The sequence below is a fragment of the Bacillus cytotoxicus NVH 391-98 genome (assembly GCF_000017425.1).
In the GTDB taxonomy this organism is placed as follows: Bacteria; Bacillota; Bacilli; order Bacillales; family Bacillaceae_G; genus Bacillus_A; species Bacillus_A cytotoxicus.
Map to the genome: position 1 here is coordinate 4,071,993 of NC_009674.1, position 15,032 is coordinate 4,087,024.

Sequence of the window (15,032 nt, forward strand, 5' to 3'; positions counted from 1 at the left end):
GATTCCCATAGTATACCACAAATACTACAACGTTCTTTCGCTACCATTTATTTTGACTTTATTCTAGAACGGAATGGAAAACCTAAATCAATTATACCTAAGATTGTTACAAGAGAAAACAATTGCGGGACAAACATGCAGATAACAAATCCAACAATTGGGATTGCCTTTGAATACCCTTTAGCATGTGCCAAAAAGGTTATAAACCCAAATCCTTGAAACAAAAGCAATATTGAAAAAATAAAGTATACGTTAGAAAATGCAATATCGAAATATGAACTTGGCTCTGCCTTTATAAAAGCAGAACATATAATCAATAAAACATAGTACCAAATGATACTTTTTGGTAATTGCATATTTCGAAATTCAGGCCATTTAACAATTGGATACCGTAATTTTCTTAAAACATTTCCAGCTATCAAAACTGTTAGCCACGAATAAATCAATGCCACCATAACAAGTATGCTTGGTAATAGGTTTCTCAATAATCCCATCAGTTGTTCTAATTCCGCTTTTTGCTCTTGTGAAACCGGTACACCAGCAGCCTTGATTATTTTTTCACTTTGCTCGATTCCTTCTTTAAACATATCTTGCATTTGTTTCATTAAATCTAATTGTAAAAATTTGATGCTTCCAATATAAATGAACAAAAAGCAGACTAAATAGGAAAGTGTTCCTATTATTAATATTTCAACTGGTTGTCTTTTCTTTTTATACATATAACCTAAAGTAAATCCTATTATGCCACACATAACCGTTTTTACTAAGCTAATTGGCGAACTAACAACAAGCGTAACCAGCAGAGAAACAACAAACAACATACATGCACTCGGAAGCGAATAGCGAATGATAAATAATATAAAAGGCAATGGCAATGCAAACGTTGCAACGAGACTTAAGATAGGAACGTATAGCGATACGAGAAGTAACACTGCATATATAGCTAATAATGCCGCTCCCTCTGTAATAATCCTTGTACCTTTCATCTATAAACCTCTCCTTCTAAAAAGAAAAGCATAGCAAAATGCACAGTAAAGTTAGACTCTACTGTGCATTTCATACTTCATTATTCACCAACATATGGTAAAAGTGCCATTTGACGAGCACGTTTAATTGCAACTGTAAGTTTGCGTTGGTATTTTGCGCTTGTTCCTGTTACACGACGAGGTAAAATTTTACCTCGCTCAGAAACGAAACGTTTTAATAAATCAACGTCTTTATAATCGATGTGCGTAATGCCGTTAGCTGTGAAGAAACACACTTTACGACGTTTCGCACGTCCACCTTTGCGTCCTGCCATGTTCATTTCCCTCCATTCTTTGTTAAAAATAACCGATCTATACCATTAGAATGGTAAATCGTCGTCCGAAATATCGATCGGTTGCCCTACATTTGAAAATGGATCGTCATTCTTCGTAAATCCAGAATTACCAGATTGACCAAATGGGTTAGAGCCTTGGTTTCCGAAACCAGCTCCTGATGGCTGCTGATTGAAAGAACCGCGTTGCTCCCCACCGCTATTACGCGGCTCTAAAAATTGTACGCTCTCTGCCAGAACTTCTGTTACATATACACGTCTACCATCTTGTCCCTCATAATTACGAGTTTGAAGACGGCCATCAACGCCTGCTAAGCTACCCTTTTTCAAATAATTTGCCACGTTTTCTGCTTGTTTACGCCATATTACACAGTTAATAAAGTCAGCTTCACGCTCACCTTGCTGATTTGTAAAAGCACGATTCACCGCTAACGTGAAAGTAGCTACTGCAACACCATTGGGCGTGTAACGTAAGTCAGGGTCCTTAGTTAGACGACCAACGAGGATAACACGATTCATCAATCGAACCACTCTCCCTATATATCTTAATTATTATTCTTCTTCTTTAACAACGATGTGACGAATGATATCTTCGTTGATCTTAGCTAAACGATCGAATTCTTTCACAGCTTCTGGGTTAGAATTTACGTTTAAGATCATGTAGAAACCGTCACGTAAGTCGTTGATTTCGTAAGCTAAACGACGCTTACCCCACTCTTTCGTGTTAATGATTTCTGCACCATTGTTAGTTAAAACGTTTGCGAAGCGCTCAACTAAAGCTTTTTGAGCTTCTTCCTCCATGTTTGGACGAATGATGTACATGATTTCGTACTTTTTCATTACACTTTCACCTCCTTTTGGTCTAAACGGCCCATAATGGGCAAGGAGCAATTAATTATTATAATAGTAATTACTCACGAGTTTAGATTATATCATAGTAAGTTAGATGAATCAACTAACCAATAAATAAAAAACTTGGTAAACATATAATATATTCACCAAGCTTTTCTCACTATTTTCCTAGGAAATATCAAATTATACATTAAAGCGGAAGTGCATAATGTCCCCGTCTTTTACAATATACTCTTTACCTTCTAAACGTACTTTTCCTGCTTCTTTCGCCGCTGTCATCGAACCATATTCCATTAAATCAGTATATGAAACTGTTTCAGCGCGAATAAATCCACGTTCGAAATCTGTATGAATCACTCCTGCGCATTGTGGTGCTTTCATCCCTTTTTTAAATGTCCATGCGCGAACTTCTTGTACACCAGCTGTAAAGTAAGTTGCTAGTCCTAACAAATCATACGCGGCACGAATTAATTGATCTAAACCAGACTCTTCAATGCCTAATTCTTCAAGGAATACCTTTTTCTCTTCTTCATCTAATTCAGCAATTTCTGATTCAATTTTTGCACAAACAACAATAACTTGTGAATTTTCTTTTGCTGCAAATTCTTTTACCCTCTGTACATACTGGTTCTCAGAAGGATCCATAATATCCTCTTCACTTACGTTTGCTACGTATAGCATTTCTTTCGTTGTAAGTAAATGAAGCCCTTTAACAACCTTCATTTGTTCTTCTGTAAACTCGATCGTACGAGCTGGTTTCCCTGCTTCAAACGCTTCTTTTAAACGAACTAAAATTTCATGCTCAAATACCGCTTCTTTATCTTTTTGTCTTGCTAATTTAGCAACACGTTCAATACGCTTATCAACAGATTCTAAATCCGCTAAAATTAATTCTAGGTTAATCGTTTCAATATCATCAATTGGATCGACTTTTCCTGAAACGTGTGTAATATTTTCATCTTCAAAACAACGTACCACTTGGCAAATTGCATCTACTTGGCGAATATGAGATAAGAATTTGTTTCCTAATCCTTCACCTTTACTTGCACCTTTTACAATACCAGCAATATCAGTAAATTCGAATACCGTTGGAACAGTTTTCTTCGGCTCAACTAGTTCCGTTAGTTTATTTAAACGATCATCTGGCACCTCTACAATTCCTACGTTTGGATCAATTGTACAGAATGGATAGTTTGCAGATTCTGCCCCTGCTTGTGTAATTGCGTTAAATAATGTTGATTTCCCTACGTTAGGTAAGCCAACGATTCCAGCCGTTAATCCCATATTTTTCACTCCTATGTCTCAATCTTCCATCATTATAGATAGTAACAAATAAAATGACAAGTTACCTAAAAATTCAAAAAAGTAACAGCTACCTTATGTAACTGTTACCTCACATCTATTCTTCATGTTTCACAAGTACTTTTTTCATCTTACGATTAAATTCTCTTCGAGGAATCATTACGGAATGGTCACATCCCTCGCACTTAATGCGGATGTCCATTCCCATACGAATAATCTTCCAACGATTTTCACCACAAGGATGGGCTTTCTTCATTTCCACAATATCGTACAAGTTATATTGCTTCTGCTCCATTCTCTAATCCCCTCTTCCCATTAATTTGCTGTGTTATTAACCATTTCTTCACGATTATATAAAACCATACGTGGATATGGAATTTCAATACCGTGTAAATCAAGACGATTTTTAATCTCTTTTCGAAGAGCTCTTGCAATAATTGCATGTTTCATCGGCGCTACTTCAGCAATTACACGCAATACAACTTCAGATGCAGCAAGTGTTTGAACACCTAATAATTCTGGCTTTGTTACCATATCTTCATATTTTGCAGGCAATTCTTCTAATAATTCTTCAATCACTCGTTCTGCTTGGTCAATATCACTCTCATAAGAGATAGAAACATCAACAAATGCGACGCTGTTGCTAACAGAGAAGTTCGTTACTTGCATAATGCCTCCGTTAGGTAAAATATGAATTTCGCCTGTCCAACTTTTTATTTTCGTTGTACGTAGCCCAATTTCTAAAACAACACCTTCAAACTGACCAATGCGAACATAATCACCAACTGAAAATTGATCTTCTAATAAAATAAACAATCCTGTAATAACGTCTTTTACTAAACTTTGGGCACCAAAACCGACCGCTAAACCGATTACCCCTGCCCCCGCTAATAAACCTGATGCATTAATGCCAAATATCCCTAAAATAGCAATTAGCATAATAAATATAACAACGTATGCCACAATATTTTCAAGCAGTTTTGCTACCGTCATTGTACGGCGCTCTGAAATTTGAATCGGCGAACGGCTGCCCATTCGAAATGCATTTCTTACAATTGCCCTAGCAATTCTAACTACAATTGCACCAAGCACTAAAATAACTACTATTTTGATTGCTCCCATTCCAATATGGGACCAATCAATAGAATCAAACCATTTAGTTAATAAATCCATCTGTTTTACCTCTCCAATAATAATCTTTTATTCATCCCTTATTGTATCAGAAGTTTCCCTTATTTCTTTAAAAACTTTGCTATCTTATTTACATTTTTATCCCGCTATTTTAGGGCAGTAAGACTCCCACCTCAAGATTCAGAGAGAAACAAGGAAGATAGGTGAGAAATTAACTGCCCGTAACAGCCCGATTGGTGAGGGCTCATAATCAGTGGGAGGTGAAGACCCCCACTGATTAAAGTTTCACTTTCTCTTTTGATTAAGGTATAAAATGACACAAAAAAATATATACTGGTACTATTCTTTTCTCTCTTATAAATAATTTGCAACATATATGCTTATAATTCCCCACATCTTAGCTTAATGTAATATTCTTAATAGAAAAAAAGAATGTATAACATATTAAAAAAATGAATAAAAGGATGGGTGCTTCATGAATATTGGGAGTTTTCGCTTACCTTTTTTTGAAAAAGAATCACAAAATGTTATGCATCATGATGTAGAAGCCTCAGAAATATTAAGCAATTTCTTACTATCACACATACCGACCGAATCACCACTTATACTAGTTTGCATAGGAACAGACCGTTCAACTGGTGATGCACTTGGGCCGCTAGTTGGTACAAAATTAGAACAAATAAATATTCAAAACTTCCAAGTATTCGGCACCCTTGATGAACCTGTGCACGCTCTAAATCTCGAAGAAAATATTCAGAATATACAATCTTCAAATCCGAATTCTTTTATTATTGCAGTTGATGCATGTCTTGGCAAGTCACAAAATATCGGTTCCATAACGGTAGGAAAAGGACCTAGTAAACCAGGCGCTGCAATGAATAAAAAACTTCCAGCAGTGGGAGAATTACATATACATGGCATTGTAAATTTAAATGGTTTTATGGAATTTTTTGTGCTTCAAAATACAAGATTAAGCTTAGTGATGAAAATGGCCGATGTAATCGCCCAAAGCATAAAAGAAACAGATCAAAAGTTATCTGTATTAAAAAAGGCAAACCATCTGTAAATAATAAGATGGTTTGCTTTTCAGTTCCCCCCTGAAAGTAGTTCTAAAATTCGATTCAAATCTTCTTTATTAAAAAATTCGATTTCGATTTTCCCTTTTTCTTTTTTTGTTTCCTTAATTTTCACCTCTGTACCGAACTTTTCTCTTAATATTGTTTCACGTTCTATAAAAAAGATATTTCTTTCTTTTTTCTTCTTCTTTGTTTCACGTGAAACTCGCTGATTGATCTCTTGAACAATTTTTTCTAATTGCCGAACATTCAAGCCTTCTTTTTCAATGCGCTTTAATAAAGATTTTAATTGTTCTTCATCCTTAATGGTAAGTAAGGTGCGTCCATGTGCCATTGATAACTTCCCACTTGCAATCATATCTTGCACAAATGAAGGGAGAGTCAGTAACCTTGTGTAATTCGCGATATACGGTCTACTTTTTCCAAGGCGCTTCGCTAATTGTTCTTGTGTTACATTTAGCTCATTCATTAACATTTGATAGGCCATAGCCTCTTCCATTGGATTTAAATCTTCACGCTGTAAATTTTCAAGAAGAGCGAGTTCCATCATTTGCTGCTCGCTCAATTTACGTACAACAACTGGTACCTTTTCAAGATTTGCTTCCTTTGCAGCTCTATATCTTCTTTCACCAGCTACGATTTCATACCCTTTAATACTCTTTCGCGCAATTAAAGGTTGTAAAATGCCATGTTCTTTAATAGAGATTGCTAATTCTTGAATCGCTTCTTTATGAAAGTTTTTTCTAGGTTGGTACGGGTTAGGTCTTAGTTCAGTTACTGCAATCTCTTGAATCGTTTCTTCTTCTTTCACATCTAAATCAGGGAAAAATGCATTTATTCCTCTTCCCAGTCCTTTAGCCACCTGCAATCACTTCCTCTGCTAAATCTATATATACTTCAGCCCCTCTTGATTTAGCATCATACTGCATAATCGGTTTACCATGACTCGGCGCCTCGCTCAAACGAACATTGCGTGGAATAATAGAACGATATACCTTATCTCTAAAGTATTTTTTCACTTCATCTATAACTTGAATTCCTAGATTTGTGCGCGCATCTAACATCGTTAATAATACGCCTTGAATTGCTAAATTTTTATTTAAATGCTTTTGTACAAGACGAACTGTATTTAATAGTTGGCTCAATCCTTCTAATGCGTAATATTCACATTGAACAGGGATAATGACAGAATCGGCTGCTGTTAACGCATTAATTGTTAACAAACCTAAAGATGGAGGACAATCAATAATAACGTAATCATATTCAGTACGAACTGGTTGCAATGCCCTCTGCAAACGTACTTCCCGGGAAATGGTTGGCACCAATTCAATCTCAGCTCCTGCTAATTGAATGGTAGCGGGTAGAACATCTAAGTTTTCAGTTGCGGTCTTCTTTATAACCTCTTGAACAGCTGTGTCTTCTACAAGGACATTATAAATACATTGATCTAATTCGGACTTTTCAATTCCAACACCAGTTGTTGCATTCCCTTGAGCATCAATATCAACAAGAAGAACTTTCTTTCCCATTTGTGCCAATCCGGCTCCTAAATTAACGGATGTTGTTGTTTTTCCAACACCGCCTTTTTGGTTAGCAATGGCAATGATTTTTCCCATGATGTCACCTACTTTCAACCTTTCTATCTTATTCTAAAAATAGTTATATTTATTGTACCATGAAATCAAATATTTTCTTTTATGTCCTTTATTAAACTTCAAAATTTATTTTTAAACTCCTTCTTCATTCCAATAAGAAAAAAGATATATCGTTATTTTTCCGTCATGTATAAGACAAAAACCTCATGAATTGTTTCAATACATGATCCTCTTTCGCCTAAAAAATTGTTTTTCTTTTGTATCAATATAATAAAAAAGCCTCATCAAAAAGATGAGACCTCTATCATATATTGAACCCGCTATTTTCGGGTAACTCAGTTCGTGAAGACTACGAATCAGTAGGGGATGAAGCCCCCACCAATTAAAGTTTCACTCTATTATTTTTTCTTAGGAATTTTAATTGTGATTTGATAATATTCATCAAATTCTTCTTCTTCAGAGTTCACATTCAAACCGCTTTTTGCAACCATTTGTAAAGATTGCCTAATCGTGTTCATCGCAATCCTCATATCGCGACTTACCGCTTTTTTCTTTGCTTTACGCTTCGGTTTTACTTCCTCAAGTAACTTTGCGATTCGCTCTTCTGTCTGTTTTACATTCAATTGTTTTTCCACAATTTCTTGTAAAACTTTTAACTGTAACTCTTCATTTTTCAAAGGAATAAGTGCACGAGCATGCCGCTCTGTAATACTTTTTTCTAATAATGACCTTTTAATATCTTCAGGTAACTTTAATAACCGTAATTTATTTGCGATAGTTGATTGTCCTTTACCAAGTCTTTGTGCGAGTGCCTCTTGCGTTAAATTATGTAACTCAATTAGCTTTTGATATGCAACAGCTTCTTCAATTGCTGTTAACTCTTCACGTTGCAAGTTTTCAATTAAAGCAACTGAAGCTGTTTCCGTATCATTTAAGTTTTTTATAATTGCAGGAACCTTTTCCCATCCTAATTTCGTTGCAGCACGAAAACGCCTTTCCCCGGCAATAATTTCATAACAATCTTCTTCATACTGCCTTACAACAATTGGTTGAATAAGCCCATGCGTACGGATTGTTAATGCTAGTTCATCGATGCGTGCATCATCAAACACCGTCCGTGGTTGATAACGGTTTGGAATGATATTTGCTATCGGAATTTCATGTATTTCTTCATGTATCTTTTTATTTATATCTTCATGGCTTTCATTTTGTATTTCGAGTTCGCTCATTTTATCTCCAAAGCCAAATAAACGAGAAAACGTATTTTTCATACATATTCCACCACCTTTGGGCCTATTGAATATTCTACATAAACATATTCCTTATCAAACATTTACGGTTCCATTTATATAATTTAATCTTACGTCTAATAAGATTTATTTTTCAATAGGTAATTTATTGGGTGTACCTGGCTTACGTGGATATTTTTTCGGTGTTTTGCGCTTTTTCTTGATTAATAAAATGTTCCGTTCACTCTCTTCAAATGGCAATTGGAACGTAGATACCTCTTCTAATTGTCCGCCAAGCACTTCTACAGCATATTTACCATTTTCAATCTCTTCATTAGCTGCTGCACCTTTCATGGCAATAAATGTTCCGCCAACCTTTACAAGCGGTAAACATAATTCACTTAATACAGAAAGGCGAGCTACTGCACGCGCCATTACAATATCGTATGATTCACGTACATGTTCTTTTTTACCGAATGTTTCAGCACGATCATGACAGAAAGCAACGTCACTGAGCTCCAGTTTTTGTGCTAAGTGATTCAAAAAGTTAATCCGCTTTTGCAGTGAATCAACAATTGTTACTTTTAAGTGCGGGAAACAAATTTTTAATGGTATACTCGGAAATCCTGCACCTGCGCCAACATCACAAATAGATAGTGGATTTGAAAAATCGTAGTAAAAAGCAGCAGTAATAGAGTCAAAAAAATGTTTTAAGTACACTTCTTCTTTCTCCGTAATCGCTGTTAAATTCATTTTTTCGTTCCACTCTACTAATGTTTCAAAATACATTTCAAATTGCTCTAATTGTCTAGGAGAAAGGGAAATCCCTCTTTCTCCTAGCATAGATTGAAATTGTTCTATGTTCATCTCGCAATATCTCCTTACTATTTATTGGTTCGATACTCGCGCAATTTTCCCTTGTTCAATGTATACAAGTAAAATGGAAATATCAGCTGGATTTACACCTGAGATACGAGATGCTTGCCCTACAGACAGTGGACGAACCTCTTTTAATTTTTGTCTTGCTTCTGATGCAATACCAGAAATAGCATCATAATCTATATCAACAGGAATTTTTTTACTTTCCATTTTCTTCATACGTTCTACTTGTTGTAAGGACTTTTCGATATATCCTTCATATTTAATTTGAATTTCAACTTGCTCTGCAACCTCATCATTGATTTCTAATTCACTTGGTGCAAGTAAGCGAATATGTTCATATGTCATTTCTGGACGTCGTAGTAAGTCGCTAGCACGTATACCATCTTTTAATTCACTTCCACCAACACTACGAATTAACTCTTGTACTTCAGGACGTGGTTTAATAATAATTCCCTCTAAACGAGCCTTTTCTTGTTCAATTTGTTCTTTCTTTTGAGAATAACGTTCATAACGCTCTTCTGGGATTAATCCAATTTCATGACCGATTTCTGTTAAGCGAAGATCCGCATTATCATGACGTAATAATAAACGATATTCCGCACGAGAAGTTAACAGACGATATGGTTCATTTGTCCCTTTTGTCACAAGGTCATCAATTAAAACGCCAATATAAGCATCAGAACGACCTAAAATGACTTCTTTTTTGCCTAAAGAGCGACATGCAGCGTTAATTCCAGCCATAATCCCTTGGCCAGCCGCCTCTTCATAACCAGACGTACCATTAATTTGCCCCGCCGTATATAAGTTTTTAATCTTTTTCGTTTCAAGGGTTGGCCAAAGCTGTGTTGGTACAATTGCATCGTATTCAATCGCATAACCTGTGCGCATCATTTCAACATTCTCTAAACCAGGAATTGTTTTCAACATTTCACGCTGTACATCTTCTGGTAAGCTCGTTGATAATCCTTGAACGTAGACTTCTTGCGTATTACGTCCTTCTGGCTCTAAGAAAATTTGATGACGTGGCTTATCATTAAATCGTACTACTTTATCCTCAATTGATGGACAATAACGAGGACCTGTTCCTTTAATCATACCAGAATACATAGCAGAACGATGTAAGTTTTTGTCAATTAAGCGATGGGTTTCTTCACTTGTATATGTTAACCAGCACGGAATTTGATCTAAAATAAACTTCGTTGTTTCAAATGAGAACGCACGCGGTTGATCATCTCCTGGCTGAATCTCTGTTTTACTGTAATCAATTGTATTACTATTTACACGAGGAGGTGTCCCCGTTTTAAATCTAACAAGTTCAAATCCAAGCTCTTCTAAATGCTCTGATAATGTAATAGATGGCTGTTGGTTATTTGGACCACTTGAATATTTCAAGTCTCCCATAATAATTTCACCACGTAAAAACGTTCCAGTTGTAATAACAACTGTTTTCGCTGTATATTCCGCACCTGATTGTGTAATTACTCCTTTACAAACACCATCTTCAACAATTAAACGTTCAACCATTCCTTGACGTAATGTTAAGTTCGGCGTTTCTTCAATGGTTTTCTTTAATTCATGTTGATATAAAAATTTATCCGCTTGCGCACGAAGAGCGCGTACAGCAGGGCCTTTCCCTGTATTCAACATACGCATTTGAATATGCGTTTTATCAATATTTCGTCCCATTTCGCCGCCTAATGCATCGATTTCACGAACAACAATCCCTTTTGCGGGTCCACCAACAGAAGGGTTACATGGCATGAACGCAACCATATCTAAGTTAATTGTTAACATTAATGTTTTTGATCCCATTCGTGCTGCTGCAAGACCAGCTTCACATCCTGCATGGCCTGCACCGATTACTATGACATCGTAAGAACCGGCATTGTATCCCATTATTTATTCCTCCTACTATCGTCTATCATCTTGAAAGATCTTTATTATTTTCCTAAACAAAATTGAGAAAACAGTTGATCAATTAAGCTTTCATGAACTGTATCACCAGTAATCTCACCAAGTATTTCCCATGTTCTTGTTAAATCAATTTGAACCATATCAATTGGAACACCGTTCTCAATTGCAGCAATTGCATCTCCAATCGTTTTTCTTGCTTGTGTTAGTAAACCGATATGTCTTGCATTAGAAACATATGTCATATCAGCTGATTCAATTGTTCCTTCAAAGAACAGATCAGCAATTGCTTTCTCTAATTCATCTACGCCTTTTTCTTCAATTAAGGATGTTGTGATAACACGTTTCTCACTCGCTAATTCTGTTACGCGTTCCATCTCAATCTTTTGTGGTAAATCTGTTTTATTTACAATGACAATGAAATCTTTTCCTTGTACAGCACGGAATAGCTCTTCATCTTCATTCGTTAATGGCTCACTATAATTTACTACTATTAATACTAAATCAGCTTGGCTCATCATCTCTTTTGATCGCTCAACACCAATTTGTTCGACAATATCTTCTGTTTCGCGAATTCCAGCTGTATCAATAAGTCGAAGTGGTACACCACGTACGTTGACATATTCTTCAATAACATCACGAGTTGTTCCTGCTATATCTGTTACAATAGCCTTTTTCTCCTGAACAAGACTATTTAATAATGAAGATTTTCCGACATTTGGTCTTCCGATAATTGCTGTTGCAATTCCTTCTCGCAAAATTTTTCCTTGCTTTGATGTTTCCAAAATCTTTTCAATCTCATTTTGAACATGAGTTGCTTTTTCAATTAAAATACGATGTGTCATTTCCTCCACGTCATCATATTCCGGGTAATCTATATTTACCTCAACATGAGCTAACGTTTCTAAAATTTCTTGACGAAGACGACCAATCAATTTGGATAAACGTCCTTCCATTTGATTAATCGCTACATTCATTGCACGATCTGTTTTTGCACGGATTAAATCCATTACTGCCTCAGCTTGAGATAAATCAATACGACCATTTAAAAAAGCACGCTTCGTAAACTCACCAGGCTCAGCTAAACGTACTCCTTGTGCTAAAATCAGTTGCAATACTTTATTTACAGAAACAAGACCACCATGGCAGTTCACTTCTACGATATCTTCACGTGTAAATGTCTTAGGAGCACGCATAATAGATACCATAACTTCCTCAATAACTTGATTTGTATCTAAATCCACAATGTGACCATAATGAATTGTATGAGAAGATACTGCTGTTAAATCTTTTCCTTTAAAAATGCGATTGACCTTCTCAATCGCATCCTCTCCACTTACTCGAACAATGGCAATCGCGCCCTCCCCAAGTGCCGTGGAAATCGCAGCAATTGTATCAAATTCCATGTCCTTTCACCTCACTTGCTTATTTCTCTCTATTTCAACATAATTTTTTCCTTCACTAAACTATTAGGATACCATAATGAACCTATCTACAAAAGAATATTAACTCATTTTATTATGTCCTCATGTAAAAAACACTAAACTTATTCACAGTGGATAAGTTTAGTGTTTTTAGTTATCCACAGCTATTTTTTCGTCAGTCAAATCTGCATATAAACCTCTTATTTTGATACATGAAAACTTGTTAGAACAAACTCATAGAAAAAACCGGTACTCAAATGAGTGACCGGTTATTTGGGAGATATTACAACATGCCGATGCGGATCTTTTCCCTCAGAAGATGTAATAACATTTGGATGATTCGCTAATGCTTGATGGATAATTTTTCTTTCAAAAGAAGGCATTGGCTCTAATACAACATTTTTCTTTGTACTTGCTACTTGTTTTGCTAATCGATAAGCAAGAGATTCTAATGTATCTTTTCGCTTACTACGATAGTTTTCAGCATCAATTGTTATACCAACATATTGCTTTGTACTACGATTCGCAACAAGATTTGTTAAATATTGTAAAGAATTTAAAGTATGACCTCTTTTTCCAATTAAAACACCTACATTTTTTCCAGAAAGAATGAATTCCACATCTCTTCCCTTTACTTTTTTTGTAATCGCTACATCCACTCCCATCGCCTGAACGACATTACGTAAATACTCTTCAGCTTCCTGGACTGGATCTTTTTTTACGATCACCTCTACCACAGCAGGTCGATTCCCAATCAAGCCTAGAAATCCTCGCTTGCCTTCGTCGATAATATTTATATCTACTTGTTCTTTTGAAACTTTTAATTGCCTTAAAGCATCTTGTACTGCCAGCTCGACGGTTTGTCCTTTAGCAGTAATTATACTCACTTGCTTGATCCTCCTGCCTTACTACCCTTAATTTCAGGGCCTTTGATCATATACATTTGAGCGATACCAAAGATGTTACCAACTACCCAGTATAAAGATAATGCTGCTGGGAAGTTAATTGCAAAGATTAAAATCATAATTGGCATAAGCCATACCATCATCGCCATTTGTGGATTCTGTCCAACAGTACCCGTCATTGCAATCTTTTGCTGAATAAATGTTGTAATTGCAGCAACAATAGGAAGAATATAATAAGGATCTGCATGTCCTAAATCAAACCATAAGAAACTGTGTTGCTTAATTTCAGCCGTTCTCATAATCGCATGGTAAAATGCGAATAAAATTGGCATTTGAATAAAAATTGGCAAACAACCCGCTAGTGGATTGACACCATGCTTTTGATATAGTTGCATCATTTCTTGTTGTAATTTTTGTTGTGTTGCTTGATCTTTAGAGCTATATTTTTCTTTCAATTTTACCATTTCTGGTTGCAGTGCTTGCATTGCTTTTGTACTCTTCGTTTGCTTAATCATTAATGGTAATAACGCAAAACGAATAATAAGTGTCGTAATAACGATTGCTAAACCATAATTACTACCAAATAAGTTTGCAAAATACGTGATTAACTGAGAAAGCGGGTATACGAAATATTCATTCCAAATCCCTGTACTTTTCGGTGTAATCGGCTGATTCACTTCACTACAACCTGCAGCAATCGCCATCAAAGCGATAACCATGGCAAGTAAGCCTATCTTCTTTTTCACAGCCTGCTCCTCCTTGTTTCGGTATGTATATAGTGTAATTCATTTTCCCTTTCCTACGCTACTTGTTTGTAATTTTTATCCCTGAACGTTTGAAGGCATGAATTAAGCTTTTCTTAAACTCTTCGTATGTCATCTCTGCACAAGGCTTCCTTGCTATTATAACAAAATCCTTCCCAGAATCTATCTCATCTTTTAATTCTGTAATGGATTGACGAATCATACGTTTAATCCGATTGCGAACTACTGCATTCCCGATTTTCTTACTCACAGAAAGACCGATTCGAAAGTATGGTTGTGTTTCCTTATCTAATTGGTAGATAACAAACTGACGATTGGCACTAGATCTTCCTTTTTGAAAAACGGCCTGAAATTCATCATTTTTTTTAATACGATTCTTTTTCTTCATATCAATTGACACTCCTGTATTTCATCAGTGGAAATTCATTACGGCTAGAAAAAAAGACCACTGATCGTTCAGTGGTCTACGCAGATAATACTTTTCTTCCTTTACGACGACGAGCTGCTAGCACTTTACGTCCGTTCGCTGTGCTCATACGGCTGCGGAAACCATGTACTTTGCTGCGCTTACGTTTATTTGGTTGGTAAGTTCTTTTCATTATATGACACCTCCCTGAGGAATATCTGTTAAAGACAGTCTTAT

Annotated in this window: 18 protein-coding genes; 1 reads left to right on the forward strand and 17 read right to left on the reverse strand. The window is 35.9% G+C overall.

Annotated features, from left to right (window positions below; all coding sequences use genetic code 11):
* Positions 1 to 47: 47 nt before the first annotated feature.
* The 7 genes from BCER98_RS20195 to BCER98_RS20225 all read right to left on the reverse strand — a co-directional run bounded on the left by BCER98_RS20195 (position 48) and on the right by BCER98_RS20225 (position 4,645).
* Positions 48 to 986, reverse strand: coding sequence for a YybS family protein (locus BCER98_RS20195; RefSeq protein WP_012096454.1), 939 nt, complete (start codon positions 984 to 986; stop codon positions 48 to 50).
* Positions 987 to 1,066: 80 nt separating this feature from the next.
* Positions 1,067 to 1,300 carry a 30S ribosomal protein S18 gene (gene rpsR, locus BCER98_RS20200; RefSeq protein ID WP_012096455.1) on the reverse strand — a complete coding sequence of 78 codons (234 nt, stop codon included), beginning with the start codon at positions 1,298 to 1,300 and terminating at the stop codon, positions 1,067 to 1,069.
* Positions 1,301 to 1,345: 45 nt separating this feature from the next.
* Complete coding sequence (gene ssb / locus BCER98_RS20205; RefSeq protein ID WP_012096456.1) at positions 1,346 to 1,840, reverse strand: single-stranded DNA-binding protein; 495 nt, start codon at positions 1,838 to 1,840, stop codon at positions 1,346 to 1,348.
* 30 nt (positions 1,841 to 1,870) lie between these two features.
* On the reverse strand, positions 1,871 to 2,158 hold the full coding sequence (rpsF, locus tag BCER98_RS20210; RefSeq protein WP_012096457.1) for a 30S ribosomal protein S6: 288 nt from the start codon (positions 2,156 to 2,158) through the stop codon (positions 1,871 to 1,873).
* Between the two features lie 195 nt (positions 2,159 to 2,353).
* A complete protein-coding gene (ychF, locus tag BCER98_RS20215) occupies positions 2,354 to 3,454 on the reverse strand; it encodes a redox-regulated ATPase YchF (protein ID WP_012096458.1) in 1,101 nt (366 codons plus the stop codon).
* A 115-nt stretch (positions 3,455 to 3,569) separates the two neighbouring features.
* Complete coding sequence (locus BCER98_RS20220; RefSeq protein ID WP_012096459.1) at positions 3,570 to 3,767, reverse strand: DUF951 domain-containing protein; 198 nt, start codon at positions 3,765 to 3,767, stop codon at positions 3,570 to 3,572.
* Between the two features lie 20 nt (positions 3,768 to 3,787).
* Positions 3,788 to 4,645, reverse strand: a complete 858-nt coding sequence (locus BCER98_RS20225; protein WP_012096460.1) for a mechanosensitive ion channel family protein — start codon at positions 4,643 to 4,645, stop codon at positions 3,788 to 3,790.
* Between the two features lie 433 nt (positions 4,646 to 5,078).
* On the opposite strand from BCER98_RS20225, the gene yyaC reads away from it, so the two are divergent.
* Positions 5,079 to 5,669, forward strand: coding sequence for a spore protease YyaC (gene yyaC / locus BCER98_RS20230; protein WP_012096462.1), 591 nt, complete (start codon positions 5,079 to 5,081; stop codon positions 5,667 to 5,669).
* A 20-nt stretch (positions 5,670 to 5,689) separates the two neighbouring features.
* On the opposite strand, the gene BCER98_RS20235 is transcribed toward yyaC, so the two are convergent.
* The 10 genes from BCER98_RS20235 to rpmH all read right to left on the reverse strand — a co-directional run bounded on the left by BCER98_RS20235 (position 5,690) and on the right by rpmH (position 14,988).
* The gene (locus BCER98_RS20235; protein WP_012096463.1) at positions 5,690 to 6,541 is read right to left on the reverse strand and encodes a ParB/RepB/Spo0J family partition protein; all 852 of its coding nucleotides are present in this window, start codon (positions 6,539 to 6,541) and stop codon (positions 5,690 to 5,692) included.
* Positions 6,534 to 7,295, reverse strand: coding sequence for a sporulation initiation inhibitor protein Soj (soj, locus tag BCER98_RS20240; protein WP_012096464.1), 762 nt, complete (start codon positions 7,293 to 7,295; stop codon positions 6,534 to 6,536). Before soj ends, BCER98_RS20235 begins: the two co-directional genes overlap by 8 nt.
* Positions 7,296 to 7,672: 377 nt before the next feature.
* The gene (gene noc, locus BCER98_RS20245; protein WP_012096466.1) at positions 7,673 to 8,545 is read right to left on the reverse strand and encodes a nucleoid occlusion protein; all 873 of its coding nucleotides are present in this window, start codon (positions 8,543 to 8,545) and stop codon (positions 7,673 to 7,675) included.
* Between the two features lie 105 nt (positions 8,546 to 8,650).
* Entirely contained in the window at positions 8,651 to 9,370 is a 720-nt protein-coding gene (rsmG, locus tag BCER98_RS20250; RefSeq protein ID WP_012096467.1) for a 16S rRNA (guanine(527)-N(7))-methyltransferase RsmG, read from the reverse strand.
* Positions 9,371 to 9,391: 21 nt separating this feature from the next.
* Entirely contained in the window at positions 9,392 to 11,281 is a 1,890-nt protein-coding gene (gene mnmG / locus BCER98_RS20255; RefSeq protein ID WP_012096468.1) for a tRNA uridine-5-carboxymethylaminomethyl(34) synthesis enzyme MnmG, read from the reverse strand.
* A 44-nt stretch (positions 11,282 to 11,325) separates the two neighbouring features.
* Positions 11,326 to 12,702 (reverse strand): tRNA uridine-5-carboxymethylaminomethyl(34) synthesis GTPase MnmE, encoded by a 1,377-nt coding sequence (mnmE, locus tag BCER98_RS20260; RefSeq protein ID WP_012096469.1) that lies wholly within the window; start codon positions 12,700 to 12,702, stop codon positions 11,326 to 11,328.
* Positions 12,703 to 12,989: 287 nt separating this feature from the next.
* Positions 12,990 to 13,607: an RNA-binding cell elongation regulator Jag/EloR gene (gene jag / locus BCER98_RS20265; RefSeq protein WP_012096470.1), complete on the reverse strand. Its 618-nt coding sequence runs from the start codon at positions 13,605 to 13,607 to the stop codon at positions 12,990 to 12,992.
* On the reverse strand, positions 13,604 to 14,371 hold the full coding sequence (gene spoIIIJ, locus BCER98_RS20270) for a YidC family membrane integrase SpoIIIJ (protein WP_012096471.1): 768 nt from the start codon (positions 14,369 to 14,371) through the stop codon (positions 13,604 to 13,606). Before spoIIIJ ends, jag begins: the two co-directional genes overlap by 4 nt.
* A 58-nt stretch (positions 14,372 to 14,429) precedes the next feature.
* Positions 14,430 to 14,777 carry a ribonuclease P protein component gene (gene rnpA / locus BCER98_RS20275; RefSeq protein ID WP_012096472.1) on the reverse strand — a complete coding sequence of 116 codons (348 nt, stop codon included), beginning with the start codon at positions 14,775 to 14,777 and terminating at the stop codon, positions 14,430 to 14,432.
* A 76-nt stretch (positions 14,778 to 14,853) separates the two neighbouring features.
* Positions 14,854 to 14,988 (reverse strand): 50S ribosomal protein L34, encoded by a 135-nt coding sequence (gene rpmH / locus BCER98_RS20280; RefSeq protein WP_000831901.1) that lies wholly within the window; start codon positions 14,986 to 14,988, stop codon positions 14,854 to 14,856.
* Between the last annotated feature and the right edge of the window lie 44 nt (positions 14,989 to 15,032).

Bases quoted from the DNA above. Each gene is read 5' to 3' on its own strand.
- rnpA (WP_012096472.1), bottom strand. From the start codon at position 14,777: ATGAAGAAAAAGAATCGTATTAAAAAAAATGATGAATTTCAGGCCGTT.
- rsmG (WP_012096467.1), bottom strand. From the start codon at position 9,370: ATGAACATAGAACAATTTCAATCTATGCTAGGAGAAAGAGGGATTTCC.
- ychF (WP_012096458.1), bottom strand. From the start codon at position 3,454: ATGGGATTAACGGCTGGAATCGTTGGCTTACCTAACGTAGGGAAATCA.
- soj (WP_012096464.1), bottom strand. From the start codon at position 7,295: ATGGGAAAAATCATTGCCATTGCTAACCAAAAAGGCGGTGTTGGAAAA.
- noc (WP_012096466.1), bottom strand. From the start codon at position 8,545: ATGAAAAATACGTTTTCTCGTTTATTTGGCTTTGGAGATAAAATGAGC.
- BCER98_RS20195 (WP_012096454.1), bottom strand. From the start codon at position 986: ATGAAAGGTACAAGGATTATTACAGAGGGAGCGGCATTATTAGCTATA.
- rpmH (WP_000831901.1), bottom strand. From the start codon at position 14,988: ATGAAAAGAACTTACCAACCAAATAAACGTAAGCGCAGCAAAGTACAT.
- rpsR (WP_012096455.1), bottom strand. From the start codon at position 1,300: ATGGCAGGACGCAAAGGTGGACGTGCGAAACGTCGTAAAGTGTGTTTC.
- BCER98_RS20225 (WP_012096460.1), bottom strand. From the start codon at position 4,645: ATGGATTTATTAACTAAATGGTTTGATTCTATTGATTGGTCCCATATT.
- mnmE (WP_012096469.1), bottom strand. From the start codon at position 12,702: ATGGAATTTGATACAATTGCTGCGATTTCCACGGCACTTGGGGAGGGC.
- mnmG (WP_012096468.1), bottom strand. From the start codon at position 11,281: ATGGGATACAATGCCGGTTCTTACGATGTCATAGTAATCGGTGCAGGC.
- rpsF (WP_012096457.1), bottom strand. From the start codon at position 2,158: ATGAAAAAGTACGAAATCATGTACATCATTCGTCCAAACATGGAGGAA.
- BCER98_RS20220 (WP_012096459.1), bottom strand. From the start codon at position 3,767: ATGGAGCAGAAGCAATATAACTTGTACGATATTGTGGAAATGAAGAAA.
- yyaC (WP_012096462.1), top strand. From the start codon at position 5,079: ATGAATATTGGGAGTTTTCGCTTACCTTTTTTTGAAAAAGAATCACAA.